Here is a 26,201-nt window from a genome sequence, read left to right as displayed (position 1 = left end):
CGGCGGAGCGCGCGTGACCCGAGGGGCGCCGACGCGTCACCGGCCGCCCGTATCGAAGGCGACGCCTCGCGCCCTCAGAGGCGCCGCCGCGCCTTGCGCGCGCGGCGCACGAGCGCAGCGGTGCCCAGGAGGGCGACGGTCGCGCCCGCGGCACCGGCGGCGGTGGCGTCCTTGCGGCCCAGCCGGCGCCCCGCCACGGTGTGCCGTCCGGCGACCTCCTCCAGGAGCTCGGCGAGCACCTCCTCATTGGTCCAGCGCGGCCGCCAGCCCGCCTCGTGCAGCCGGCTGCCGCTGACCACCCACGGGTGCATCGTGTACGCGAGGTCGCCGGCGGGCGACGGCGTGAGCCCGATGCGGTGCAGCCGGGCCGCGGCGCCCAGGGCGACCGAGGACGGCAGCTCCATCCTGCGGATGCCGGTGAGCTCCTCTACCTCCTCCTGCTCCAGCCAGCCGTCGCAGCCGACCGCGAGCTCGCCCTCGACCTTCTCCAGCGCCGCGTATTCGAGCGCGCTGACCAGGTCCTCCACGTGACAGAACTGCCACGTGGGGCGGGACCCGGCGACGACCAGGAGGCGCGGCGACTCGAAGTACCGGGTGAGTGCGGTGTCGGTGCCGCCCACGAGGACGGTGGGGCGCAGCACCGTGACGTTCAGTCCCGGGTGCGCACGCGGCGCCCGGTGGGCGAGGCGCTCGATCTCCAGGAGGTCGCCGACCCCTGTGGCGTCGGCGGTGGCACGGAGCTCGGCGTCCTCGGAGAGCGGGACGTCGTTGTCGGGCAGCGCCCCGTAGACCATCGCCGAGGTGCACAGCACGACGCGGTGCACGCCGGCCGCGGCGGCCGCCGTGAGGACGGTCTGGGTGCCGCGCACGTTGTACGCGGTGCGGGCGGCCGGGTCGGTCTCCAGGTCGAGGTCGAGCGCGAGGTGGACCACGACGTCGGCGCCCCGCAGCTTCTCGGCGATGGCGGGGTCGCGGACGTCCAGTACGTGCCAGTCGGCGCTCTCCTCGTCCCCGCGTCGCTCGTCGATGGCCACGACCCGCTTGACCTCGTCGGATTCCAGCAGGGCACGGGTCAGCAGCGTGCCGATGCCGGACGCGGCGCCGGTGACCGCCACGACAGGGCGGTGCTGCGGCGTGCCTGCCGCGGGGACGGTCGTCTCGGGCGTCTTCTCGGAGCCGGCAGCGTCGTTTCGCGCTGCGCGAACGGTCGGATCTGGGGAACTCACCGGGCGTCTCCAGCGGTTGTCTTCAGTACGTATGCGCACCGGCGCGTACGGACCAGCGTGCGTCCATCCTGCCGCAGGCACCCCGACAGCCAAGCACCCAGCCCCTGAGCGGCGCGGGGTGACACAAGGGTTCGGACCGTCTTCTCCGCGGCCGCGGAGAACGGCCGGCCACCCTCTAGGCTGGAAGGGAATGTCGGGCAGCCGCCGTCGGCCCGGGGCCGGCGGCCCTACGAGCCGAGGAAACCCGTGAGTGACAACCCATTCGGATTCGGCCTTCCGCCGGAGGAGCCGGAGGACGGCGACAACGGCAAGCAGAAGGGCGGCCAGGGAGGTGGCCAGGGCCCCGCGAATCCGTTCGGGTTCGGCGGCGGGAGCGGCGGCGCGGACAACCCGTTCGCGGCGCTCTTCGGCGGCATGGGCGGGCCCGGGGGCCAGATGAACCCCGGCGACCTCGGAGCCGCCTTCCAGAAGCTCGGCCAGATGCTCTCCTACGAGGGCGGCCCGGTGAACTGGGAGATGGCCAAGGACATCGCCCGGCAGACGGTGGCGCAGGGCGCCCAGGACGGCAGCAAGGACGCCAGCGTGGCGCCCGGCGAGCGGGCCGCGGTCGAGGAGGCCGTGCGCCTGGCCGACCTGTGGCTGGACGGCGCGACGTCGCTGCCGTCGGGTGCGGCCGGCGTGGTGGCCTGGAGCCGTGCCGAGTGGGTCGAGGAGACCCTCCCGGTGTGGCGGGAGCTGGTGGACCCGGTCGCCGAGCGCGTCGGCGCCGCGATGGGTGATGTGCTCCCCGAGGAGATGCAGGCCATGGCGGGCCCGCTGCTCGGGATGATGCGCTCCATGGGCGGCGCGATGTTCGGTACGCAGATCGGGCAGGCGCTCGGCACCCTGGCCGGCGAGGTCGTCGGCTCCACGGATGTCGGGCTGCCGCTGGGCCCGGCCGGCAAGGCCGCCCTGCTGCCGGGCAACGTCGAGGCGCTCGGTTCCGGCCTGGGCGTGCCGCCCGAGGAGGTGCGGCTGTACCTGGCCCTGCGCGAGGCCGCCCACCAGCGCCTCTTCGCTCACGTGCCGTGGCTGCGCTCGCACCTCTTCGGTGCGGTCGAGGGCTACGCACGCGGCATCAAGGTCGACACCAGCAAGCTGGAGGACGCGGTCGGCCAGCTCGACCCGGCCCACCCCGAGCAGCTGCAGGACGCGCTGCAGCAGGGCATGTTCCAGCCCGAGGACACCCCCGAGCAGAAGGCCGCGCTGGCCCGCCTGGAGACGGCGCTGGCGCTCGTCGAGGGCTGGGTGGACGCGGTGGTGCACGCCGCCGCCGCGCCGCACCTCCCGTCCGCCGACGCGCTGCGAGAAACGTTGCGGCGGCGCCGGGCGACCGGCGGTCCCGCCGAGCAAACCTTCGCCACCCTGATCGGCCTGGAGCTGCGCCCGCGGCGTCTGCGGGACGCCTCGCGGCTGTGGGCCTCGCTCACGGACGCGCGCGGCCTGGAGGGCCGGGACGCCCTGTGGTCGCACCCGGACATGCTGCCCACGGCGCAGGACCTGGACGACCCGGACGGCTTCGTGCACCGCGAGCAGCTGGACTTCTCCGAGCTCGACGCGATGCTCGGCGAGGCGGCGAAGGGCACCGAGGGCGGCAAGCCGGACCTGACCAAGCGCGAGGGTGCCGAGGGCGACACGGCCAAGGGCGAGGACGGCGACGAGGGCGACGGCGGCAAGTGACCGTGAGCCTTCATGAGGACGCGGCGCGGGTCCTGAAGGAGTGGCCCGCGCCCGCCCCCGACCAGGAGCAGCTGCGCCTGGCCTACCTGGACCACCTGGCCGCGCACCCCGACGGCATGTGGAAGCCCTGCGGCGACGGGCACATTACGGCGAGCGCCCTGGTGATCGACCCGTCGCGCGGCCGGGTGCTGCTCACGCTGCACAAGAAGCTGCGGATGTGGCTGCAGATGGGCGGCCACTGCGAGCCCGAGGACGCCACGCTGGCGGACGCGGCGCTGCGCGAGGCGCGTGAGGAGTCCGGCATCGCCCGGGGGCTGACGCTGCTGCCGGGCGGCCCGGTGCGCCTGGACCGCCATCACACGCCGTGCGCGTGGCATCTGGACGTGCAGTACGCCGCGCTGGCCCCCGAGGGCGCCACGGAGGCGATCAGCGACGAGTCGCTGGATCTGCGCTGGTTCCCGTACGACGAGGTGCCGGACGTGGCCGACGAGTCGGTGGTCCGGCTCGTGGAACGGACCAGGGCGCTGCTCTGAGACGGGACGAGAGGGCCCGGCACCGGGAAGGTGCCGGGCCCTCTCGCGTGTCCCTGGCGGGCGTCCAGCCGGTCCGGAGGAGGCGGCCAGGCGCCCTGTGCGGCCTCCCCGGCGGTACCCGGTCAGTTCGTGAAGATGTTGCCCTGGTTCTGGCCGCGGGCGCCGTGCTGGCCCATGCCGTACTGGGCGGCGAGGCCCTGCCCGATGACCGCGTTCTGCGGCGGCAGCAACTCGCTGGGCTGCACCAGGGCGTAGCCCTGTCCGAGGAAGCTGAGCTCCCAGCCTTCTCCGGTGCTGCCGCGGCGCCGCCACACCCCCGAGGAATGCGTCTGCGCCTGCATCTGCACGCGCAACGAGGTGGACCAGGCGACCACCGCGTCCGCGTCGGCGTTGACGTACTTGTCGGGCGTGACCTGCATCATCAGCGGCTGTCCTGAGGTCATCAGCGCGACCTTGCCCTGCCCTGAGATGTTGAGCTGGTACTTGCCGGTGCCCGAGATGCCGTACTGGCTGTCCACGGAGATGACCTCCCAGTGGAGCGTGGAGTCCAGTGCGAGCACGTAGTTGCTGTCGACGGTCAGCCCGTCGTGGTCGACGTCCACGAGGTGCACGTGCTGGGCGAGGTTGGCCAGGTAGACCGTGCCCTGCCCGGAGACGCGCATCAGGTCCAGGCCCTCACCGGCCCGGGCGCGCTGCCGGTGCTGGTTCGGGGTCTGGTACTCCCCGTCGAATTCGAGCAGCCCCTGGTAGGCGACCATCGTGCCCTTACGGGCGAGCAGGTCCTCGTGGCCGGTCAGCGCGACCCGCAGCAGCTGCGGGTTCTGCAGTGCGTACCGGTCCTGCGTCTGCGCCTCTGTGTAGGCGAAAAGCGGGCTCTGCATGGTTACGGAAGTCCTCCCCCTCAGCCCCGGGCCCGGAGCCGGTCGGCGCTGTCCTCGCTGGGCTGTACGACCACGAAGCCCTGGCCGGAGAAGCCGAGCTGGTACGCCTCGCCGCTGCCGCGCCCGATCATCGAGGACGCCTTGAAGCTGCGCTTGCCCTTCACGTTCAGGTTCGTCGACCAGGCCACGAGCGCGTCCGGGTCCACGTAGGTCTCGTCCTCGCCGCGGCCGCAGTCGACGACGATCGGAGTGCCGCGCGAGGTGAGCGCGACCCATCCGGAGCCGGCGATCCCCACGTTGAACAACCCTTGGCCGGCGAACTTCGCCATCCCCTTGACGCGCTGCACGCCCCACTGGAGGTGCGCGTCGAAGGCGAGCAGGTTGGTGCCGTTCACGGAGATCGCGTCATCGTTGAGGTTGAGGCACACGACGTCCGCGCCGTAGTCGGCGAGGTAGAGAAGACCGTCTCCGCCGGCCTTCATAAGAGGCGCGCCCTCGCCGGTCAGCCATTGGGAGGCCATCTGGCGGACGGCGGGCGGGTTCGGCTCGTACTGGACGAAGCCCTCGTAGGCGACCATCGAACCGGTGCGGCAGAAGACGTCCTGGCCGCTCTGCATGGCGATCTTCACCATCGCACTGCCGTGGTTCTCCATGCGGGCCGCGGGTGCGGTCGGGGCGTGGCCCGAAAGCTGCTGCTGAGTCATGACGGGCTCCCTCAGACCTCGTAGGGCTGGACGACGATGAAGTTGCCGGGGGCGCCCCGGAACTGGAGGTTCACGGTCTCGCCGGAGTGCCCGGGATACGCGTTGCGGCGCAGCCGCACCTGACTGGAGATGATCACCTGGGAACCGGCGGACCACGCGACGATGGCGTTGGCGTCCGCGAAAGTGGTCGGCGTGACGGGCAGTACCACCGGAGTGCCGGCGGTTTTCACCACGACCGTGCCGGTGCCCTGGAACTGCATGGTGAACAGCGCGCCTCCAGGGATGCCGTGTCCTTCGATGCGGCGCACCTCGTGCTGGAGCGACTCGTCGAAGGCCAGCACGCTCTCGGCGTTGACGCAGATCGCGTCGCCCTGGAGCTCGATGGGGTGCACGTGGGCGCTGTTCTCGGCGAAGAAGACCTGGCCCTGCCCGGAGCAGCGCATCAGCTGCATCTCCTGGCCGGTGGCGTTGCCCACGATGCGGCCGCGGAAGCCGGCTCCCTTGTAGCTGAAGTCGACCTTGCCCTGGTAGAGCACCATGCTGCCCTGCCGGGCCAGCACCGGCTGTCCGTCGATGCCGAGGTCGGCGCGGATCAGCTTCTCGCTCTGCGGCGTCCAGCGCTGCCCGGTGGCGGCCTCGCGGTACTTCTGCAGCGAGGCCTCCAGGCCCGCGCCCGGGCCCTGCTGCGGCACGGCGTACGCCCCGCTGCCCTGCGCGGCCGGCTGCCCGTAGGCGGGCGGCTGCTGGCCGTACGGTCCGGGCTGGGCGGGCGGCGGCACCGACTGCCCCGGGTGCGCGCCGGGCGCTCCGTAGGGAGCGGGCTGGGGTTGCGCTCCATAGGGGGCCGGCGGCGGGGGCGCGGCGGCGGGCGGTGCCAGGGGCGCGGCGATGGTCGGCGCCGCGTGCATCTGTGCCTGCTGGTCCAAGTGCGGGGCACCGGGCGGCTGGGGAGCCGGCTGCGGCACGTCGGGCTGCTGGGCCACGGGCTCCGGCTGCGTGGGGGGCTGCGGCGCGGGCGCCGGGGCAGGGGCGGCCTGCTGGGACGGGACGCCGAAGCCCGGGGGCGGGGCCGGGGCGGGTTCGGGAGCGGCGGGCGGCCCGAAGGCAGGCGGCGCTTCGGAGGCCGTGGGCGGCGCGAACCCCGGCGCGGCGTCCGCCTGCGGCGCGGCCTCGGCCTCCTCGGCGACCTCGCCGCCGAAGTTCCTCAGCAGCGCTTCCAGTCCGCCGTCGAAGCCCTGCCCGACGGCGGCGAAGCGCCACACGTCCTTCATGTAGAAGTCGCCGAGCATGACAGCCCGCTCCGTGCTGAACTCCGACCCCGTGAAGGAGTAGCGCGCGACTTCCTGCCCGCCGGCGACGATCCGGATGTACCCCGGACCGATCTGCGACATCTGGCCCGCGCCGTCGATGGCCGCGGTGAAGGACAGCTTCTGGATGTGCTGCGGGATCCGGTCGAGCGTGACCCGGAAGGACTCGGTGTCGCCGGCCTGCGGGCCGAGTTGCTGGAGGGACTCCTCGGGCGACTTCGGCTGGTTGAAGAAGATGAAGTACCGGTCGTCGGACAGCCGTTCATCGGCGTCCAGGCCGAAACAGCTGATGTCGAAAGTCAGACCGGGAGCGGCGATCTGTACGCCCACGTACAGATCGGTCCCCGCGGTCAGATCACTGATCCTGGCCTTGTGGCCACGTTGGAATTCCCTGGCCATACGTAACGACCGTCCCCCATCCGAGCTTGCTTGATTGCGTTGCGCGTCAGGCTAACGGCTGGCCCGGACCCGGCACGATGCCGGGGCTCGACGGTTCGGTCACGAAATATCCGCGTCGGCCGGCGGCACGGCCGAACGGTTCATTCGCTGCGCGCGGCAGGCAGATGCGGCAGCCTGGGGGCGGCGACCACGCCTTCGAGATAGCCGCGCGCTCGCTCCGTACGGGGGTAGGCCGTCAACAGCTCCCAGAAACTGGGGCCGTGTCCCGGAACGAGCAGATGGGCCAGCTCGTGCAACAGCACGTAGTCGATGACGTACTCCGGCATGCCCTGCAGCCGGTGCGAGAGCCGGATGCTGCCCTCGGCCGGAGTGCACGACCCCCAGCGGGTGTTCTGGTTGGTGACCCAGCGCACCGAAGCGGGGCGCGCCCGGCCGCCCAGGTACTGCGCCGACAGCCGCTCGGCACGCTCGGCGAGCTCGTCGTCGCCCAGTATCCGCTTGCTCTCCTGCGCGGCCAGCTTGTCCAGCATGACCGTCACCCAGCGGCGCTCCTCGGCCTCGGACATCCGGGCCGGGATCAGGACGACCGTCCGGTCACCCTCTCTGTACGCCGAGACGGTGCGCCGCCTGCGTGAGCTTCTGCGGACCTCGACCGCGCTGGTCGCGGCGCCGCTGCCCTGCGGGCTCGCGGCGTTCCGGCGCTGCGGGTCGGCGGCACGGTGCAGTGGGTCGGCGGGCACGCCCCGACGTTACCTGTTGGCGGCGGGCGAAGTCCCGTCCCCGAGCCGGGTTGCCGGCGAATCCCTCCATGACGAGTACGCGAGCGCCCGGCACTGGTACACAGAGACGCTCGGCGTTCATACGACTAACTCCGCCACCTGTGGATAAGTCCGGATGCCGGTACCGGCTCCTGCCGCATGCTCGATCCGTGCGACGGATCCGGGCCTCAGCGAACGACCGGCACAGAGCTCAGTGAGTCCCGCGTCGCACGGCACCACCGCCCGGTCATGCACCGACCAGCACCACACCAACGGGGGACGACATGCGACACCCACACCAGACCACGCCAGCCCCTTCTCCTCCCCCCTCGCGTCCGGCTCCCCGCCCCGGTCCACGTCCGATGATCAAGCCGGCCCTGCGGCGCGGCTGGCGGGACAGGTCCACCGTGCGCTTCGGCGTCGCCCCCGCCCATTCCCTGGTGCTGGGGCCGGTGGACAGTGCGACCGGCAGCCTGCTGAGTCTGCTCGACGGCACCCGCAGCATGGAGCAGTTGGAACGCGAGGCCACTTCCGCGCTGCAGCTTCCCCCTGAGCACACCAGGGAGGTCGTGAGCCGACTGGACAAGGCCGGACTCCTGAACACCCCTACCCCTGCGTCCGACCCACCGGCCGACGAAACGCTCCCCACCGACCTCCCCGCGTTCGACCGGTTACGCCCGGACCTGGCCGGGCTGTCGGTACACCATCGCGACAGGACGGGTGCGGACGCACGGATGTGGGCACGCCGCTCGGCGCGGGTCCGCGTGCGCGGTACCGGCCGGGTGGGCGCGTCGATCGCGGCGCTGCTCTCCGCGGCGGGCGTCGGGCACGTGGAAGTGCTGGACGGCGGCCGGGTCGAACCGTGGGACGTGCTGCCCGCCGGCTTCTCCGCCGACCGCGTCGGCACCCGCCGGGACGTCTCCGCGCGACATCTGGTCAACGCATGCTCCCCATGGACCAAGCGCCCCCGCTCGTCCCCCGCAGCCGAGCCGCCCGGAACCGCGCCGGCCGTCCGCCCCGCCCGGCCTGCCGCGCCCCCTCGACCTGCCGGTTCCCCCCGACCTGTGCCGAACGAGCCGGTCCTCGCCCTCACGGTGCTCGCGCCGCGCGACGGTCTGGCCGCCTACGCCCCCGATCCCCGGCTCGTCGAGCCGCTCCTCACCTCCGGCATACCGCATCTGTACGCAGGCGTGATCGAGGCGACCGGCGTGGTGGGGCCCCTGGTGCTCCCTGGTGACACGGCCTGCGCCGGCTGCTGGGAGTTGCGCCGTACGGAGGCCGAGCCGGCCTGGCCCCGGCTGCTGGCCCAGTGGCGTTCCGGCCGCGTCGCCCCGGCCGTACCCGCGTGTGACGCGGCGCTGGCGACGACGGTGGCAGGGCTCGCCGCGACACAGGTCCTGACCTTCCTCGACGGGTATCTGCCACCCTGTACGGGCGCACGGACGGAGCTTGCGCTCCCCTGTACGAGCTGGGACATCGATCGGATCGAGGCGCATCCCGAGTGCGCCTGTGGCGCGGCGCGCTCCTCTACCACCGCAGCCGCCTCGGATCCTCGTCCCCGACGCGCAACAATGACCGAGTAACCCCACAGGGGACCGGAGCGAGTGGGAGGGAAGCATGGCGGCACGACACCGACCCGACGAGCCCGCCGTCGTCCCTCGACCGACCGATCGGCTCCGCCGGCTCGCCCCGGTCGACCGATGCACCCCCTTCACCCCCTTCACCCCCCTTCACCCCGTTCAACCGATCCGATTGATCCGAGCACTGACCTGACACGTGGGAACGACGCGCCCCGCCGGAGCGGGGACCTTGGGAGGACGCGCACATGTCTGATCTGCCGCGCAAGGCCGTCGTGCGGACGGCCAAGCTCGCCGCCCTCCCCCTGGGCTTCGCCGGGCGTACCGCACTCGGTCTGGGCAAGCGCATCGGTGGACGGCCGGCGGAGATGATCGCCACCGAGCTCCAGCAACGCACCGCCGAGCAGCTGTTCGCGACGCTGGGCCAGCTCAAGGGCGGCGCCATGAAGTTCGGGCAGGCGCTGTCGGTGTTTGAATCGGCGCTGCCGGAGGAGATCGCCGGACCCTACCGCGCCGCGTTGACCAAGCTGCAGGAGGCGGCCCCACCGCTGCCCTCCGCCACCGTCCACACGGTCCTCGCCCAGCGCCTGGGCGAAAACTGGCGGGAGCTGTTCGCGCAGTTCGACGACAAGCCCTCGGCCGCGGCGTCGATCGGGCAGGTGCACCGGGCGATCTGGCACGACGGCCGCGAGGTCGCGGTGAAGGTGCAGTACCCGGGCGCCGGCGAGGCGTTGCTCTCCGACCTCGCCCAACTGGGACGGTTCGCCCGCCTACTGGGCCCGCTGGTGCCCGGCATGGACGTCAAGCCGCTGATCACCGAGTTGCGCGACCGGGTCTCGGAGGAGTTGGACTACGCCCTGGAGGCGGCGGCCCAGCGCACGTACGCCGAGGAGTTCGCCGGCGACCCGGACGTCGTCGTGCCGGCCGTCGTCCATCAAGGTGACGAGGTGCTGGTCACGGAGTGGATGGAGGGAATCCCGCTTTCCCAGATCATCTCGCACGGCACGCCCGAACAGCGGAACCGTGCCGGCCAGCTGCTGGCCCGCTTCCTCTTCGCCGGCACCGCCCGTACGGGCCTGCTGCACGCCGACCCGCATCCCGGCAACTTCCGTCTGTTGACCGGTGACGCGCCCGACGGCCCTCCGGAGGAGTGGCGGCTGGGGGTGCTGGACTTCGGAACGGTCGACCGGCTGCCCGACGGGCTGCCGCCCACGATCGGTACGTCGCTGCGCATGACGCTGGACGACCGGGCGGATGACGTCTATGAGCTGCTGTGCGAGGAGGGGTTCGTCAAGGACTCCATCGAGCTGGAGCCGGACGCGGTGCTGAACTACCTGCTTCCGATCATCGAGCCGGCCCAGGCCGAGGAGTTCACCTTCACCCGCGGCTGGATGCGCAACCAGGCCGCCCGGATCGCCGATCCCCGCTCCCCCGCCCACCAGCTGGGCAAGCAGCTGAACCTCCCGCCGTCGTACCTCCTCATACACCGGGTGACGCTGAGCACGATCGGGGTCCTGTGTCAGCTGGGCGCGACGGTCCGGCTCCGGGACGAACTCATCACCTGGCTCCCGGGTTTCGTTCACCCCGCCCCGGTCCCCGTGCCGGATCCCGAGTACGCCCCGCTCCCCGCCCAGACCACCCGCGACACCAACCTCGAGGCCACGAAGGAGGAGGAAGAAGAAGACACCGCCGAGGAATCATCCGCCTGAGCCGCCTCACCGCTCGCTCCGCATCACACTGCACCGACCTTCGCTCGCCCCGTCCTGGTGGTCACCGTGCGGGCGGCGCCTCGTGGCACAACGCTCCGGCCGTCAGCCTGCGGAAGCCGGAGCAGTGCCCCAGCATGCGCAAGCCGGAGCAATGCCTCCAAGCGACCGGAGCGACGCCTCTGAGCGACCCCAGGAAGGCGTGTGAGGTAAAGCGCACCACGAAACGGTGGGTGCGGGGCATGGTCGTGGCGGCACGGGGGCCGACGGCTCCGTACCAAGTGGCCTTCGGGGAGCGGCATCGCACCGCCGTTCCGGAGCGCCTGCGCCGCTCCCCGCCCCGGCCGATCGCCCTGGGCAAGGGCTCCGCTGCACGCCCCTGCCGTCTGCCTGACAGGGGGAGCGGGGTTACCACCAGGCCGAGTCCAGGCGGGATTCGATGGCACGGAGGTGGGTCCGGGCACAGGTATCACAGAAGTAACGGCGGGTGCTGTTCTCGACGGAACAGGTCCAGGTCGCCGGCGCGCCCTCGGCCACCACGCCGCAACGGGCACAGACCGTGGTCTCGTCAGGTCCAAACGTTTCGCCGCTGTCGGGCGCGAGGTGCGTCCCGACGTGCGGGCCCGTCGTTCGGGGGTGTGCGTCGGTTCTGAGGGTGCCGCCCTCCCGGTCGGTGGTGCCGGTCAACTCCGCCCGCTCATGCGTATCGTCGTCCACTGCCCGACGATATCTCCGCCAAGGCCGACAATACGTACAGAAGGCACTGGTAATGCGGATCGTGTCGGAGCACGGGTCCGCCTTTCCGGCGCACGGCCCGGTCGACCCGGCGCACAGTTCGACCATCGGGCGCATGTGTCATCCAACGGGTGCACGAAAACGGCGGCCCCGGCGCACGTATCGCGCTTTCCGCTCCCGCGCCCCGACCGCCCTCCCCTCCCGCCGCGCGAAAAGCGCATAGCGCGCCGCACCGCCCGGGAAGGCGTGGGGCGCGCTATGGATCGAACGGTTCGGGGACGGTCACTGCATGACGGCCATGGCGAGGGCGCGGCGGGCGCGGAGGGAGACACGTTCGGCGCGCCGCTGCATACGGCGGGCCGTGGCGAGCCGGTGGGCTCTGCGGTCCCGCTCGGCCTCGCGCAACCTCTCATGGATATGCGCGCGAGCCAGGGCTTCTGGGATGAGTTGCATTTCGCGGGTCCTGTTCTGGCGACGCTCGTTCGCGCCGGAGTTCGCGGGGGTGGGCATGTCGGTGAGGGATGGGTTCATCGTCGGGTCCTGCTTCTGGGGGTCCCGGGTGGCGGGACGGTCGATCGTTCCTGTGCCGATGGTGTTCATGCCGCGACCGGGTTCTTGCGCGGACGGCCACGCGGGCGCTTCCGGGGGACGACGACGCCCTGGACGAACAGCTCGCCGCCCCAGACACCCCAGGGCTCACGGCGGTCCTTGGCGCCGGCCAGGCAGGCCTCGCGCACCGGGCAGGTCTGGCACAGCGACTTGGCGTACTCGACGTCGGCCGGGGACTCGGCGAAGAAGACCTCCGGGTCGTAGGTGCGACACGGGACGGCGGCGCCGAGGCGGTCGATCTCGTCGTCGAGCTCGGTGAGGGGCAGCAAGGAGTTCTCCTGGGGGTCGGGCGGAGGAATCAGGTCGGTGGCGACGGACGGGGTGTGCGTCTGGAGTTGCACGGTGGTGTGTTCCTCGTCTGTTCGGCCCGGCTCGTGGCTGGGCTGTCGTATGGCGCCCTCCGCCGGCTGCGAAGGACAAACAAAAGGGCCGCGGATCCCGGTGTGGGTTCCGCGGCCCTGGAAGGTGCCGACCTGATCTCGCCGATCAGGCTGGATCACTCCAGGGTTCGAGCCCGCGGAAGGCCCACATGTCGTTCTGCTGCGTGTACTGGGTCGTGGCGTACTGCGTCCGGGATTCGGCACCATTGGCCGCCGCAAAGGCATGTGCATTCGCCGCTGCTGCTACCTCAGGTGCCTTGGTCGGTCGCTCGCTGCGCTCGCGAATCGGAAGAATCGCGAGGGACGCGGGACGCGCGGCCGCGACGCCGGACAGGCGGACGGAACCGGACAGGCCGGCTCCGGACAGACCGGTGCCACGGAGCGAAGAGCCGAGCGGGCAGGTGGCGACGACCGAGAGATCGGTCATTTTCTGGGTCTCGATGAAGCTGATCACTGGTCTCGCCTCCTTTCGGCGTCTTCGGGGGCCGGTGCGAACCGGTCCAGGTTGTTCAGTACAGCACGAATCCAACGGTTCTCGGAAGGCCCGTTGTCTCCGTGCTTCCGAAGGCTATGGGGATGCGCTCCGCGCGCGCAAACTATTTTTCCGACGACTTTTCCGCGTCATCGGAGACGTTCTCCGGAAGCCTTCATTCCGCAGCGTCCTCGTCACCTTCGGCCCGGCCCGCCACGAGTTCTCCACCCGGGAGTTCTTCCCCCGCGCACAGGGCCAGGACGTCGGCACCGAATCTGCCGAGCTTGCGCCTCACTACTCCAGGGATGCCCGCCAGCTCCTGTTCGGTTCCCGGAACCGCCTCGGCAATCGCCATGAGCGTCTTGTCGGTGAAGACGCAGAATGCCGGCTGGCCCAGCGCGGCGGCCTGCGCCTCACGCCAGTCCCGCAGCCGTTCGTACAGCCCCTCGTCCAGCTCGGAGGGGCAGTCCTCGCAGCGCATCAGCTTGATCTCGCCGCCGTCGGAGAGCACCCGGCCGCACACCCGGCAGCGGATCGGACCGCGCCGCTTGCGGCGGACCGACTCGCGTTCCTCGCCCCGGGCGGCAGCCGTGCCGCCGATGCCGCGCTCGATGCCGCCGCCCCCGCCGGGCGAGCGGTGCCCCGCGGTCCCTGAGCCCGGCCGCAGGCCCTTCAGGAAGCGGCTCGGGCTCCGGTGGGCGCGGCCGCCGGGAGAGCGCGAGAGGGCCCACGAGAGGCTCAGGTGGCGCCGCGCGCGGGTGATGCCGACGTACAGCAGGCGGCGCTCCTCCTCCAGCTGCTCGTCCGTCTTCGCGTACGTGATCGGCAGCATGCCGTCGGTGAGGCCGACCAGGAAGACCGCGTCCCACTCCAGGCCCTTGGCGGCGTGCAGTGAGGCGAGCGTCACACCGTCGACCGTCGGGGCGTGCTGGGCACCGGCCCGCTCGTCCAGCTCGGTGACCAGGTCGGCGAGGGTGGCCTCGGGACGCGCCTTGGCGAAGTCCTCGGCGAGCCGGACCAGGGCGGCCAGCGACTCCCAGCGGTCGCGCACGGCGCCCGACCCTGCCGGCGGCAGGTCGCCCCAGCCCATCTCGCTCAGTACGGCCCGCACCTCGGAGGGCAGGTCCTGGGCGTCGTCCAGCAGCGCGTCGTTCCCCCCGAAGCGGGCCGCTGCGCGCAGCTTGTGCCCGGCCTCGCGCACCTCGGGGCGCTCGAAGAACCGCTCGGCCCCGCGGAGCTGGTACGGCACGCCCGCGTCGGCCAGCGCCTGCTCGTAGACCTCGGACTGGGCGTTGATCCGGAAGAGGACGGCTATCTCGCCGGCGGGCACGCCGGCGGCGATCAGGTCGCGGATGCGGCGCGCGGTGCCCTCCGCCTCGGCGGGCTCGTCGCCGTACTCGACGTGGACCGGGTCCGGGCCCGCGTCGCGCTGGGAGATCAGCTCCAGGCGGTGCTCGGCGGCGCGGCCCCGGGCCTGGGCGAGGAGGCCGTTGGCGAGATGGACGATCTGAGGGCTGGAGCGGTAGTCGCGGACCAGCTTGACGACGGTCGCACCGGGGTGGCGGGTGCGGAAGTTCAGCAGGTGGTCGGGGGTGGCGCCGGTGAAGCTGTAGATCGTCTGGCTGGCGTCGCCGACCACGCAGAGGCTGTCGCGGTCGCCGAGCCACAGGTCCAGGAGACGCTGCTGCAGGGGGCTGACGTCCTGGTACTCGTCGACGACGAAGTGCTGGTACTGGGCGCGGACCTGCTCGGCGATGTCCGGGCGCTCCTGGAGCACGCCGACGGTGAGCAGCAGTACGTCCTCGAAGTCGATGACCCCGCGATCCCGCTTGAGGTCCTCGTAGGTGCGGTAGATCTGGGCGATCTCGGCGGGGTCGCGGGGGGCTTCGCGGGTGGCCTTCACGACGGCGGCGGGGTAGTCGGCGGGCACGGTCTGGGTCACCTTGGACCATTCGATCTCGCCGGTGACGTCCCGCAGCTCGGTGCGGTCCAGCCGGATGCCGGAGCGGGCACCGGCCTCGGCGACCAGCTGGACCTTGCGCTCCAGCAGCCGCGGGACCTCGCCGCCGACGGCCTTGGGCCAGAAGTACTGGAGCTGGCGCAGCGCGGCGGAGTGGAACGTACGGGCCTGGACGCCGGCCGCACCGAGCTGACGCAGCCGGCCGCGCATCTCGCCCGCCGCGCGGTTGGTGAAAGTGACGGCGAGGACGGTGTTCGGCTGGAGGATGCCGGCGCGGACGCCGTACGCGATGCGGTGGGTGATCGCGCGGGTCTTGCCCGTTCCCGCACCGGCCAGCACGCAGACCGGGCCGTGCAGCGCGGTGGCGACCTCACGCTGCTCGGGGTCGAGCCCTTCCAGCACCGCGTCGGCGTCCGCCGGGGCGGCGGGGAAGTTCGTCGCTGACGGTGCCTGCGGGAAGAGGGTGGGGTCCGATGCTGCTGTCACCCCGCCATGCTGCCAGGTCCGCGGCGGCGGTCGGGAATGCTGTCCACAGCCGCGGCCGGTGGTCGTATTTATGCGCCCGCCCCGAAGGGCCGGGGAATGGTCCGGAGTAGGTGCGCGTTGAACCACAGCGGTCGCGGCAATCCGCCGCCACCCAGCCGAGCAGCAGCAAGAAGGAGCGCGAGACTCATGGCGGGCACTGTCACGATGTACAGCACCACCTGGTGCGGATATTGCCGTCGGCTCAAGGGCCAGATGGACCGCGAGGGCATCGCTTACACCGAGGTCAACATCGAGCAGGACCCCGAGTCCGCGAAGTACGTGGAGACCGTGAACGGCGGCAACCAGCTGGTGCCGACCGTCGTCGTGGTCCCCGAGGGCGGCGGCGAGCAGCACGCGATGGGCAACCCGCCGCTCGCGTGGATCAAGGAGAAGCTCGGCGCCTGAGGCCCGCGCACGCCATTGCGCGGCTCGCGCTGTGCGGCCGGACACGCAGAGGGCCGGAACCCCACGGTTCCGGCCCTCGCGCATGCCGCGGCCACTAAGGCTTCGGCAGTGGCTTCCCGTACCAGAGCTCGATCAGGCGGGCCGCGATGGAGATGCCGTACGGCGGCAGTACCTCGCCCGATTCGAAGGCGTCGCGCAGGTCCTCGCGGGAGAACCAGCGGGCCTCCTCGATCTCCTCGCCGTCCACCTGGATCTCGGGCCGGGTGGCACGCGCCATGAAGCCGAGCATCAGGCTGGAGGGGAAGGGCCAGGGCTGGCTGGCGACGTACTCGACGTCGCCGACGACCACGCCGGCCTCTTCGTAGACCTCGCGCCGCACGGACTGCTCGATGGACTCGCCCGGCTCCACGAAGCCGGCGAGCGTGGAGAACCGTCCTTCGGGCCAGTGCACCTGGCGGCCCAGGAGCGCGCGGTCCTCCTCGTCCGTGACGAGCATGATCACGGCCGGGTCGGTACGCGGGTAGTGCTCGGCCCCGCAGGCCGGGCAGCGGCGGATGTGGCCCGCCGCCGCGATGACCGTGCGCTCGCCGCAGCGCGAACAGAAGCGGTGCAGCCGCTGCCAGTTCTCCAGCGCGACGGCGTGCACGAGGAGACCGGCGTCGCGCTCGGAGAGCAGCAGACCGGCTTCCCGCAGGCCCGCGGGGCGCGCGGACTGGTCCATGCGCCCCGGCAGCGAGTCCTTCTGCAGCGCGAAGTAGCGGACGCCGTCTTGGTCCTGCCCGAGGTAGTACCGGTGGGTCTCGGTCATCGGCGCCTCGAAGGAGGGCGTCATGACCAGCTCCGTGCGGCCGTCAGGGGTGTCGTCCACCAGGGCCTGGCCGCCGGAGACCACGAAGACGCGCGTCGTCGGGTGGCTCCACGCCGCGGCGAGCCAGGCCTCGTCGAGTCGGTGATGCGCGCTGCGGTCGATGCCGCTGTCGGCGCTGAAGGTGATGGGCCGGTGTGCGTCGTGATCGATCCGGGTGGTCACTGGTGTTTCCAACTCCCCCTATGCGAGAGGTGCGGGCTGCGTACGGATGCGGGGCGCGGGCCGGCGGGAGGCCGCGGTGGTCGGGTCATGCCGGGCGCCAGTTCTCCGCCAGGTCGCCCCACAGATACGCCGCGGTCTCGACGCCCTTCATGAGCAGGTCCAGCTCGACCTTCTCGTTGGGCGCGTGCCAGCCGTCGGAGGGCACGGAGATGCCGAGGAAGAGCACCGGGGCGCCGAGCGCGTCCTGGAGGTCGGCGGCGGGCCCCGAACCGCCCTCCCGGGTGAAGCGGATCTGCTGCTCGAAGGCCCGGCCCATCGCGCGGGCGACCGACTGCAGGGCGGGGTGGTCCAGCGGGGTCAGGCAGGGCCGGGTGGCGCCCCAGAAGGTGATCTCGTGGCGGATGCCGGCCGGCAGCCGTTCGGCGACCCAGGTGCGGACGGCCTCCTGGACGGCGGCCGCGTCCTGGCCGGCGACCAGCCGGAAGGAGAGCTTCAGCTGGGCCCGGGACGGGACGATGGTCTTGCCGCCGGGGCCCTGGTAACCGCCGCCGATGCCGTTGACCTCGGCCGTGGGGCGGGCCCAGATGCGTTCCAGGGTGGTGTGGCCGGCCTCGCCGAGCGCGGCGTGCGAGTGCGCCGTACGCAGCCACGCCGCCTCGTCGAAGGGCAGCTCGGCGAAGAGTTCCCGCTCCCGTTCGGTGAGCTCGACCACGCCGTCGTAGAAGCCGGGGATCGCGACCCTGCGGTCCTCGTCGTGCAGCGCGGCGGCCAGCCGGGCCGCCTCGGTGGCCGGGTTCGGCACGGCACCGCCGAAGGAGCCGGAGTGGATGTCCTGGCCGGGCCCGTAGAGGTCGATCTGGCAGTCGGTGAGGCCGCGCATGCCCGTGCACACGGTCGGCGTGTCCGCCGCCCACATGCCGGTGTCGGAGACGATCACCGCGTCGCACGCGAGGCGGTGCGCGTGCTTGGTGATCAGCGCGGGGAAGTTCGGCGAGCCGGACTCCTCCTCGCCCTCGATGAGCAGCTTGAGGTTGACGGCGGGGGCGGTGCGGCCGGTGGCGGCGAGGTGCGCCCGCACCCCGAGGGTGTGGAAGAAGACCTGGCCCTTGTCGTCGGCCGCGCCGCGCGCGTACAGCTTGCCGTCGGCGGTGTGCGGCTCGAAGGGGTCGGTGTGCCAGCCGTCCTCCAGGGCGGCGGGCTGCACATCGTGGTGGCCGTAGACGAGCACGGTCGGGGCCTCCGGGTCACCGGACGGCCACTCGGCGAACACCGCGGGCAGGCCCTCGGTCTCCCAGACCTCGGCGGTCGGGAAGCCGGTCTCGGTGAGCTTGGCGACCAGCCATTCGGCGCTGCGGCGTACATCGGGGGCGTGGCCGGGGTCGGCCGACACCGAGGGGATGCGCAGCCAGGCGCGCAGGTCGTCGAGGAAGGCCTCACGTCGGCTGCTGATGTACGTGCGGACAGCGCTGTCCGGGGTGCTGCTCATACCCCTGAGCCTATCGGCCCCTATGGGTCGAACGGTCGCCGGTCTCACCTCCGTGACCGGCCGGGTACGCCGCGTCGCCCTCGTACACCGCCGCTGCGGCGGTCGCGCCGTCGGCGCCCTCCAGGTGCTCGCCGAGCAGGATGCGTTCCAGCTCACGGCGGCCGGGGAGCCTCGGGGGCCGGACCAGCTCGCCGCTGCGCACGTACAGGAAGGCGGCCCGCACGGCGGTGAGTGGGACGCCGCGCTGCTCCGCCCAGGCCAGGCGGTACAGGGCCAGCTGGAGCGGGTCGGCGTCCTGGCTGCGGCCGGTCTTCCAGTCGACGATCTCGTACACGGGGCCGTCGTAACCGCCCGTCGCCTGCGGGTCGGGGGCGAGGCGGTAGACGGCGTCGATGCGGCCGCGGACGAGCCGGCCCGCCAGAGTGAGCTGGACGGGCACCTCCACCCGGTACGGCGTGCGCCGCGCGTACGGGGTGCGCGCGAAGGCCTCCTTCAGGGCGGCGAGGTCCCGCTCGTCGGCGATGCTCTCCTCGGCCGGCCTCTCCTCGTCGGCGCCGGGCAGCTCCTCGGGGCCGAGCATCGGCAGCGTCAGCTCCTCGAAGCGGGACTCGACCCAGGCGTGGAAGCGGGTGCCGCGGCGCGCGCCGGGCTGCGGGGGGCGCGGCATCGGCCGGGCCAGCTCGCGCGCGAAGCCGTCCGGGTCGGCGGCCAGCCGCATCATCTGCGAGGCACTGAGCGACGACGGCAGCGGGACGTCCTGGACGCGGGCCCGGGACCGGCGCAGCTCGCCCGCCAGCGCGTCGAGGTCGCGGTCCCAGGACGCGACGGCCCGTCGCTCCTCGGGGGCCAGCGAGGCCCGCGCGTCCGCCTCGTCGCCGTCCCGGGCCGCGGGCACGGTGGGTGCGTGCACGGTGCGGTCGGGGGCGGCACGGTCGGAGTGGCCGGGGTGGCCGGGGTGCGAGGGGTCGTACGGCGCGGCGTACGCGTCGTCCTCGTCGTGCGGCGGCTCATCCCGCTCGTCCGCGTCCGCACCGTACGGCGCGGCGAAGGGCTCGTCCCCGTCCTCGCCGTACGGGTCGCCGTACCGCTCCTCGTCCTCGTAGGCGGGCTCCTCGGCGGGCCATTCCGGGTCGTCGGCCGGGCCCGGGGCGATCGGGGGTTCCGACGGCTCGGGAGGGGCCGTGCCGGCCGGCCCCGGAGCCTGCTCCAGGCGCCGCACCCGAGCCAGTACCGCCTCCGCCGCGGACCGGCGGCGGGCCATCGCCTCCGGGTCCAGCGGGAGCGGCCACTCCCCCTTGTCGTCGTCCGCGGCCACAAGGGCGGGGTTCTCCGCGTCCTCCTCGGGCGGGTCGGCCCACTCCTCGATCTCGCCGTGGCCCGCCTCGCAGTGCGTGCGCAGCGCCTCCAGGAAGGCGGACGGGCCGCGCGGCTTCTTCTGGTCGGGCCCCCACCAGTGGCCGGAGCCGAGCAGCAGGGAGCGGGGACGGGTGAACGTGACGTACCCGAGGCGCAGCTCCTCGGTGGCCTGATGGTCCTTCATCGCCTCCTTGAAGGCCTTCATGCCGCGGCTGTCCCATGCCGGTACGTCGGGCAGGGTGTCGGCGTCGCCGCGCAGGGCGTGCGGCAGCACCTTGGCCTGGCTGGTCCAGGACTCGCGGGCCCGGCTGCTGGGGAACTGCTTCTCGACCAGTCCGGGGACCGCGACCACGTCCCACTCCAGGCCCTTGGACTTGTGCGCGGTCAGGACCTTGACGGTGTTCTCGCCCCCCGGGAGGGAGCTGTCCAAGCCCTTCTCGTGCTGCACGGCGGTGCGGAGGAACCCGAGGAAGGCGAGCAGCGTGGCCTCGCCGTCCAGGGCGGCGAACCCCGCGGCGATGTCGAGGAAGGAGCCCAGGGTCTCGCGGCGGCGGGCGGCCAAGGCGTGCGGCGAGGCGGACAGCTCGACGTCGAGGCCCGTGGTGGCCAGGACACGGTGCAGGACGTCCATCAGCGGGTCGCCGAGGGAGCGGCGCAGGTCGCGCAGCTCGGCGGCGAGGTGAGCGAAGCGGACCCTGGCGTCGGCCGAGAAGGGCAGCCCGGCCCCCGGAGCGTCGCCCTCGGGAGCGGCGCCGTCCGTCCCGAGGAACGTGTCCAGGGCGTCGGCGAGCGAGATCACCTCGGCCGGGTCGGTGCCCTCGACGGCCTCGGCGAGGCGGCGCTCGGGGTCGTCGGAGGGCCCGTCGCGGTGGACGAGCGTACGGGCGAGGCGGCCCAGCAGGGCGAGGTCCCGGGGGCCGATGCGCCAGCGCGGCCCGACGAGGAGGCGGACCAGAGCGGCGTTGGCCGTGGGGTCCTGCAGCACCTCGCAGACGGCGACCAGGTCGGCGACCTCGGGGAGGTGCAGCAGCCCGGAGAGGCCGACGACCTCCACGGGGATGTCGCGGGCCACCAGCTCGCCCTGGATGCGGGCGAAATCGCCGGCCGTACGGCACAGGACGGCGATCTCACCGGGCGGCGTGCCCGTACGGACGAGGTGGGCGAGGGAGTCGGCGAGCCAGCGCATCTCGTCGGCGTGGGTGGGCAGCAGGGCGCAGCGCACGACGCCGTCGCGCTCGGCGCCCGGCGCGGGCCGCAGGGCCTCGACGCCTTCGTGGCGCTCGCGCAGCGGGGCGGCCAGGCCGTTGGCGAGGTCCAGGAGGCGGCCGCCACTGCGGCGGTTCTCGCTGAGTGCGAAGCGGCGCGCCGGACTGCCGTCGGCGAACGGGAAGTGCCGGGGGAAGTCGTCGAGGTTCGCCACCGAGGCGCCGCGCCAGCCGTAGATGGCCTGGCAGGGGTCGCCCACGGCGGTGACGGCGTGGCCGGTGCCCCCGCCGAAGAGCCCGGAGAGCAGCAGCCGCTGGGCCACCGAGGTGTCCTGGTACTCGTCCAGCAGGACGACGGCGAACTCCTCGCGCAGCTGGCTGCCCACTTCGGCGCGGGTGGTGGCGAGGGTCGCGGAGAGGGCGATCTGGTCGCCGAAGTCGAGGAGGTCGCGGCGGCGCTTCTCGCTGCGGTACGCGCCGACCAGGTCGAGCAGCTCCAGGCGGCCCTGCACCGCTTCGGGGACCTTGCGCAGTTCGGCGTTGCTGAGTTTGGCGGCACCCAGCTCGGCGAGCAGCCGGGTGTCGTACGCGCGCAGCTCCTCGGGGGTGACGAGGTGTTCGGCCAGCTCGCCGTCGAGGGCGAGCAGGTCCTCCACGAGGGTGGGCAGCGAGGTGGTGAGCGCGGGATACGGGCCCGGCGCCTCGCGCAGCACCCGGGCGGCGAGCTGGAAGCGGGTGGCGTCGGCGAGCAGGCGGGCGCTGGGCTCGACACCGATGCGCAGGCCGTGGTCCTTCAGGAGTTGGCCTGCGAAAGCGTGGTACGTGGAGATGTGCGGCTCGCCGGGAGCCTCGTCGACGGCGCTCCCGTGGCCGGGCGCCGGGTCGGGGTCGGTCACGCCGGCGGCGAGCAGGGCGGCGCGCACCCGCTCACCCAGCTCACCTGCGGCCTTGTTCGTGAAGGTGAGACCGAGGACCCGCTCGGGGGCGACCTGTCCGGTGCCCACCAGCCACACCACGCGCGCGGCCATCACCGTCGTCTTGCCGGACCCCGCGCCGGCCACGATCACCTGCGGAGCGGGCGGCGCCGTGATGCAGGCCAGCTGCTCCGGGGTGAAGGGGATGCCCAGCAGCTCCTTGAGCTGTTCGGGGTCGGTGATGCGTGCGGACACGTCCGAGACGGTAACGGGCGGCACTGACAACGGAGCAAACCCGCCGGTCAGTGGGGCGGACCGTCACTCGACGACGTGCTGCCCCTCGGGCCGCGCCGAGCAGGAGCTCTTGAAGGCGCAGTGCGTGCAGTGCTGCCCGGTCGAGGGGACGAAGCGCTCCTCCAGAACACGGCCGGCGGCGGTGGCCAGCAGGTCGCCCACCCAGTCGCCCGCCCCCTCGCCCGCCAGGGGCTGCTGCGCCTGCACCACGGGGAGCGCGTCGCCGCCGTCCTTCTTGGCGGCGCCCTGGCGCAGGTGCACCAGCTCCGCTCCCCCGGGCTCCGGGGTGCGCCCCCCGAAGACCTCGTCGACGGCTCCCTCGCGCACCGCGAGCTGGTACACGGCGAGCTGCGGATGCCGGGCCACCTCAGGGCCGGTCGGCCGGCTCTTGCCAGTCTTGAAGTCCACGACGTACGCACGGCCGTCGGCGTCGGCCTCGACACGGTCCATGCTGCCGCGGATACGCACCGCGTACTCCTCCGCGGCGCCGGCCTTCAGCGTGACGTCGAAGCCGTGCTCGGTGGCGACCGTGGCGCGGCCGAGCGTCTCGCGCTCCATGACGTGCCAGCGCAGGAAGCGCTCCAGGGCGGCGCGTGCGCTGTCCTTCTCCTGACGCGACTTCCACGGCGCATCGAAGGCGAGCGAGTCCCACACGGAATCCAGCCGCTCCATCAGGACGGCGAGGTCGGCCGGGGTACGGCCGGAGGCGACCTCGTCGGCCAACACGTGCACCACGTTGCCGAAGCCCTGCGCGGCGGTCGCGGGCGCGTCCGCCTTGACCTCCCGGCCCAGGAACCACTGGAGGGCGCAGGTGTTGGCGAGCTGGTCGAGCGCGCTGCCCGAGAGTGCCACGGGCGCGTCCTTGTCACGCAGCGGTACGGAGCTGTGCGTCGGCTCGTACAGGCCCCACCAGCGGTACGGGTGCGCGGCGGGCACCAGCGGGCGGCCCTCGTCGTCCCGGAGCGAGGCCAGCCTGGCGAGCCGCTCCACGGCGGCCGTGCGCAGCGCTTCGGAGGCCGCAGGGTCGACGACGGTGGCGCGCAGCTCGGCGACGAGGGCGGCCACCGAGAGCGGGCGGCGGGGGCGCCCGGTGACGTCGACCGGGTCGACGCCCAGCTCGGTGAGGAAGCGGGAGGGCTGGTCACCGTCGTCGGCCGCGGCCTTCACGGCGGTGACCACGAGGCGTTCCCGGGCCCGGGTCGCCGCCACGTAGAACAGCCGGCGTTCCTCGGCGAGCAGCGCACCGGGGGTGAGCGGTTCCGCGATGCCGTCCCGGCCGATCCGGTCGGCCTCCAGCAGCGAGCCGCGGCGGCGCAGGTCGGGCCAGAGCCCCTCCTGTACGCCGGCGACCACGACGAGGCGCCACTCCAGGCCCTTGGAACGGTGCGCGGTCATCAGACGGACCGCATCCGGCCGCACCGTACGGCGGGTCAGCGTGTCGGCGGCGATGTCCTGATGGTCCAGCTCCTCCAGGAAGTTCAGGGCGCCCCGGCCCCCGGTGCGCTCCTCGGCGCGCGCCGCCGTCTCGAAGAGGGCCACCACGGCGTCCAGGTCACGGTCGGCGTTGCGGCCCGCGGCACCGCCGCGCCGGGCGGTCCGTTCGAGCCGGCCCGGCCACGGCGTCCCGTCCCACAGCTCCCACAGCGCCTGTTCGGCGGTGCCGCCGCCCGCGAGCAGCTCGCGGGCCTTGCGGAGCAGCAGGCCGAGCCGCTGCGCGCCTCGTGCGTACGCCGGGTCGTGCGCCACGAGGCGCTCCGGTTCGTCCAGCGCCTCGGCGATCAGCACGTCCGAGGCGCGCGGCACGGTCCGGCCGGCGGCCCGCTCCTCCTCCCGGAGCGCGCGCCCGAGCCGCCGCAGATCGGCGGCGTCCATCCCGCCGAGCGGCGAGGTCAGCAGCTCTGTCGCCACCTCGGGGGCGATGCGCGTGCGGGTGGCGGAGGCCGGCGACGCACCGGGCTCGGCTTCGGCGGACTCGCTCCCGCCGTCTTCGCCGGTCTCGGCGCCCCCGTCGGTCCCGGCGGGCGTCAGGCGCCCCCGCGCGGCCTCGTCCGGCGTCCCGGCCGGCCCGCCGTCCGGCGGCGCCGTGCCGGGCTCCGTGCCCCCGTCCGGCGCGCCGTCGACCCCGTGCAGCGCGTCTCCGCTCCCGTCCAGCGCGTCGTCGCCCCCGTCCAGCCCGTCGGCCCCGTACAGCCCGTCGGCCCCGTACAGCGCGTCGTCAGGACCGTCCAGGGTCTCCCCGGCCCCGACGTCGACACCGGCCTCGACCGCGTCCGCGTCCCCGTCGCCGTCCCCATCCCCGTTCGGCGTGCCGGACACCGGCGCGTCCGTCGCCGCCACCCGCAGCGCCAGCAGCAGCGGCGCGACCGCGGGCTCGTGCCGCAGCGGGAGGTCGTCACCGTCGATGTCGAGGGGGACGCCCGCCGAGGTGAGGGCGCGGCGTGCGGAGGGGATCGAACGGCCGCCGGCCCGTACGAGGACGGCCATGTCCTGCCAGGGAACGCCGTCCTCCAGGTGGGCCCTGCGGAGGATGTCGGCGATGTTCTCCAGCTCGCCGCCGGCCGTCGGGTACGTGTAGACCTCGACCCGACCGCCGTCCCGCGCCGGTACCGGCTCGCGGTGCTCCCTGACCTGCCGGGCAGGCAGCCGATTGAGCGGCATGCGGCGGGTGAGCAGCCGCGTGGCGGCGACGAGCGCGGCCCCCGAACGGCGCGCGGTGCGCAGCACCTCTACGGGTGCGGGCGCCCCGTCCGCACGCCGGAAGGTCTCCGGGAAGTCGAGGATGCCGTTGATGTCGGCACCGCGGAAGGCGTAGATGGACTGGTCGGGATCGCCGAAGGCGACCAGGGTGCGGCCGCCGCCGGCCCCGGCGCTCGCGGGCCCGCGGTTCCCCGCCAGCGCATGCAGCAGCCGGACCTGCGCGGCGTCGGTGTCCTGGTATTCGTCGACGAAGACCGCGTCGTACCGGCGTGCCAGCTCGGCCGCCACCTCGGGGCGCTCGGCGAGCAGCACCGCACGGTGCACCAGCTCGGCGTAGTCGAGCACCCCCTGGGCGTCCAGGACGTCCAGGTACTCGGCGAGGAAGCCGGCCGCCGCACCCCAGTCGGGCCGCCCCGTGCGGCGCGCGAACTCGCCCAGCGCATTCGGGCCGAGGCCCAGCTCGCGGCTGCGGGCGAGCACGGCGCGCACCTCGTCGGCGAAGCCGCGGGTGGTCAGGCACGCCCGCAGCTCGTCCGGCCAGCCGACCGGGGCGCGGCCCTCCCGGGCCAGCTCCGCCTGGCCCGCGAGCAGCTCGCGCACGACGAGGTCCTGCTCGGGTCCGGACAGCAGGCGCAGCGGGTCGGCGAAGAGGTCGGCGTCCTGATGGGCGCGGACCAGCGCGTAGCAGAAGGAGTGGAAGGTGGTGGCCTGCGGACTGCCCGCCCGGCGAACGGCCGCCTGCGCCGGCTCCTCTCCCGCTCCCGGTGCCCCCGCCGCCTCCACCGCGCCTCCGGGTCTCGGCTCTCCCGGGCCCTCGTGGTCCGACTCCGACGGGCCTTCGTGGCTCAGCCGGGCCGCCATCCGGTCGCGCAGTTCGACGGCGGCCTTGCGGCTGAAGGTCAGGACGAGGATCCGCTCGGGGTCGGTGCCCTCCCGCACCCGCCGGGTGACCGCCTCGACGAGCGTCGTGGTCTTGCCCGTACCGGGACCGGCGAGCACGAGCAGCGGGCCGTCCTCGTGGTCAACCACTCGGCGCTGACGTGCGTCCAAGGCAGGAGGACGCACCGCGTCGAGCCGGCTGCGGACCAGACGGTACGCGCCGGGCGCACCCCGCCGCTCCGGCCGTGGGTACGGCCGGGGCTGCGGAATCGCCGAGGGGGAGGAACTCACGTGGATCGCCTGTGCCGGGGTCTGAGGTGCGGGTTGCGGTGGTACTGGGGTCCTGGTGTGCGGATGCGGTGGAGACGGGTGTCCGGTGAGTGATGCCGGGCGTCCGGTCTGCGGTGATGCTGGTGGTACGGACAGAGCCGTCCGTACGCGTGA

Annotated in this window: 18 protein-coding genes; 5 read left to right on the top strand and 13 right to left on the bottom strand. The window is 73.2% G+C overall.

The features are described from left to right. Positions 1–74: 74 nt before the first annotated feature. Positions 75–1,226, bottom strand: coding sequence for an SDR family oxidoreductase (locus IF20_RS25880; RefSeq protein WP_052867733.1), 1,152 nt, complete (start codon positions 1,224–1,226; stop codon positions 75–77). A 246-nt stretch (positions 1,227–1,472) separates the two neighbouring features. On the opposite strand from IF20_RS25880, the gene IF20_RS25875 reads away from it, so the two are divergent. Together IF20_RS25875 and IF20_RS25870 are read left to right on the top strand one after the other, a co-directional pair. Next, on the top strand, positions 1,473–2,945 hold the full coding sequence (locus tag IF20_RS25875; RefSeq protein WP_052867732.1) for a zinc-dependent metalloprotease: 1,473 nt from the start codon (positions 1,473–1,475) through the stop codon (positions 2,943–2,945). Positions 2,946–2,947: 2 nt separating this feature from the next. Continuing rightward, a complete protein-coding gene (locus IF20_RS25870) occupies positions 2,948–3,478 on the top strand; it encodes an NUDIX hydrolase (RefSeq protein WP_052867831.1) in 531 nt (176 codons plus the stop codon). 122 nt (positions 3,479–3,600) lie between these two features. Here IF20_RS25870 and IF20_RS25865 read toward each other — a convergent pair whose 3' ends face one another. The 4 genes from IF20_RS25865 to IF20_RS25850 form a co-directional block, all read right to left on the bottom strand. Next, on the bottom strand, positions 3,601–4,359 hold the full coding sequence (locus IF20_RS25865; RefSeq protein WP_052867731.1) for an AIM24 family protein: 759 nt from the start codon (positions 4,357–4,359) through the stop codon (positions 3,601–3,603). A 20-nt stretch (positions 4,360–4,379) separates the two neighbouring features. Then, positions 4,380–5,063 carry an AIM24 family protein gene (locus IF20_RS25860; protein WP_052867730.1) on the bottom strand — a complete coding sequence of 228 codons (684 nt, stop codon included), beginning with the start codon at positions 5,061–5,063 and terminating at the stop codon, positions 4,380–4,382. Between the two features lie 11 nt (positions 5,064–5,074). Further along, a complete protein-coding gene (locus tag IF20_RS25855; protein ID WP_052867729.1) occupies positions 5,075–6,769 on the bottom strand; it encodes a TerD family protein in 1,695 nt (564 codons plus the stop codon). A gap of 140 nt (positions 6,770–6,909) precedes the next feature. After that, a complete protein-coding gene (locus IF20_RS25850; RefSeq protein ID WP_052867728.1) occupies positions 6,910–7,509 on the bottom strand; it encodes a M48 metallopeptidase family protein in 600 nt (199 codons plus the stop codon). A 380-nt stretch (positions 7,510–7,889) separates the two neighbouring features. Here IF20_RS25850 and IF20_RS25845 point away from each other — a divergent pair, with 380 nt between their 5' ends. Both IF20_RS25845 and IF20_RS25840 read left to right on the top strand, forming a co-directional pair. Then, entirely contained in the window at positions 7,890–9,110 is a 1,221-nt protein-coding gene (locus tag IF20_RS25845; RefSeq protein ID WP_052867727.1) for a ThiF family adenylyltransferase, read from the top strand. A gap of 242 nt (positions 9,111–9,352) precedes the next feature. Next, on the top strand, positions 9,353–10,813 hold the full coding sequence (locus IF20_RS25840; protein ID WP_052867726.1) for an ABC1 kinase family protein: 1,461 nt from the start codon (positions 9,353–9,355) through the stop codon (positions 10,811–10,813). A gap of 1,014 nt (positions 10,814–11,827) precedes the next feature. On the opposite strand, the gene IF20_RS25830 is transcribed toward IF20_RS25840, so the two are convergent. The 4 genes from IF20_RS25830 to IF20_RS25815 form a co-directional block, all read right to left on the bottom strand. Next, a complete protein-coding gene (locus IF20_RS25830; protein WP_052867724.1) occupies positions 11,828–12,145 on the bottom strand; it encodes a hypothetical protein in 318 nt (105 codons plus the stop codon). Continuing rightward, positions 12,142–12,495 carry a WhiB family transcriptional regulator gene (locus IF20_RS25825; protein ID WP_052867723.1) on the bottom strand — a complete coding sequence of 118 codons (354 nt, stop codon included), beginning with the start codon at positions 12,493–12,495 and terminating at the stop codon, positions 12,142–12,144. Before IF20_RS25825 ends, IF20_RS25830 begins: the two co-directional genes overlap by 4 nt. A 145-nt stretch (positions 12,496–12,640) precedes the next feature. After that, positions 12,641–12,988, bottom strand: a complete 348-nt coding sequence (locus tag IF20_RS25820) for a hypothetical protein (protein WP_052867722.1) — start codon at positions 12,986–12,988, stop codon at positions 12,641–12,643. A gap of 193 nt (positions 12,989–13,181) precedes the next feature. Further along, entirely contained in the window at positions 13,182–15,524 is a 2,343-nt protein-coding gene (locus tag IF20_RS25815) for an ATP-dependent DNA helicase UvrD2 (RefSeq protein WP_110944563.1), read from the bottom strand. Positions 15,525–15,638: 114 nt separating this feature from the next. Between IF20_RS25815 and IF20_RS25810 the strand changes: the two genes are divergently transcribed. Further along, positions 15,639–15,896 carry a glutaredoxin domain-containing protein gene (locus IF20_RS25810; RefSeq protein ID WP_052867720.1) on the top strand — a complete coding sequence of 86 codons (258 nt, stop codon included), beginning with the start codon at positions 15,639–15,641 and terminating at the stop codon, positions 15,894–15,896. Positions 15,897–15,990: 94 nt separating this feature from the next. Here the strand turns inward: IF20_RS25810 and nudC are convergent, their stop codons facing one another. From nudC to IF20_RS25790, 4 genes are all read right to left on the bottom strand, one after another. Then, positions 15,991–16,926: an NAD(+) diphosphatase gene (nudC, locus tag IF20_RS25805; protein WP_052867719.1), complete on the bottom strand. Its 936-nt coding sequence runs from the start codon at positions 16,924–16,926 to the stop codon at positions 15,991–15,993. Positions 16,927–17,011: 85 nt separating this feature from the next. Next, positions 17,012–18,412 (bottom strand): dipeptidase, encoded by a 1,401-nt coding sequence (locus IF20_RS25800; RefSeq protein ID WP_052867718.1) that lies wholly within the window; start codon positions 18,410–18,412, stop codon positions 17,012–17,014. Between the two features lie 10 nt (positions 18,413–18,422). Then, positions 18,423–22,142, bottom strand: a complete 3,720-nt coding sequence (locus IF20_RS25795) for a UvrD-helicase domain-containing protein (RefSeq protein ID WP_110944545.1) — start codon at positions 22,140–22,142, stop codon at positions 18,423–18,425. Between the two features lie 63 nt (positions 22,143–22,205). After that, the gene (locus IF20_RS25790; RefSeq protein WP_407702554.1) at positions 22,206–26,048 is read right to left on the bottom strand and encodes an ATP-dependent helicase; all 3,843 of its coding nucleotides are present in this window, start codon (positions 26,046–26,048) and stop codon (positions 22,206–22,208) included. Between the last annotated feature and the right edge of the window lie 153 nt (positions 26,049–26,201).

This window comes from Streptomyces niger (assembly GCF_000718305.1).
Classification (GTDB): domain Bacteria; phylum Actinomycetota; class Actinomycetes; order Streptomycetales; family Streptomycetaceae; genus Streptomyces; species Streptomyces niger.
Note: the sequence above shows the minus strand (reverse complement) of the source record. Positions and strands in the feature narration are given on the sequence as shown.

Coding starts and splice junctions, on each gene's coding strand:
- IF20_RS25840 (WP_052867726.1), top strand. CDS start 9,353: ATGTCTGATCTGCCGCGCAAGGCCGTCGTGCGGACGGCCAAGCTCGCC.
- IF20_RS25855 (WP_052867729.1), bottom strand. CDS start 6,769: ATGGCCAGGGAATTCCAACGTGGCCACAAGGCCAGGATCAGTGATCTG.
- IF20_RS25845 (WP_052867727.1), top strand. CDS start 7,890: ATGATCAAGCCGGCCCTGCGGCGCGGCTGGCGGGACAGGTCCACCGTG.
- IF20_RS25860 (WP_052867730.1), bottom strand. CDS start 5,063: ATGACTCAGCAGCAGCTTTCGGGCCACGCCCCGACCGCACCCGCGGCC.
- IF20_RS25810 (WP_052867720.1), top strand. CDS start 15,639: ATGGCGGGCACTGTCACGATGTACAGCACCACCTGGTGCGGATATTGC.
- IF20_RS25865 (WP_052867731.1), bottom strand. CDS start 4,359: ATGCAGAGCCCGCTTTTCGCCTACACAGAGGCGCAGACGCAGGACCGG.
- IF20_RS25830 (WP_052867724.1), bottom strand. CDS start 12,145: ATGAACACCATCGGCACAGGAACGATCGACCGTCCCGCCACCCGGGAC.
- IF20_RS25800 (WP_052867718.1), bottom strand. CDS start 18,412: ATGAGCAGCACCCCGGACAGCGCTGTCCGCACGTACATCAGCAGCCGA.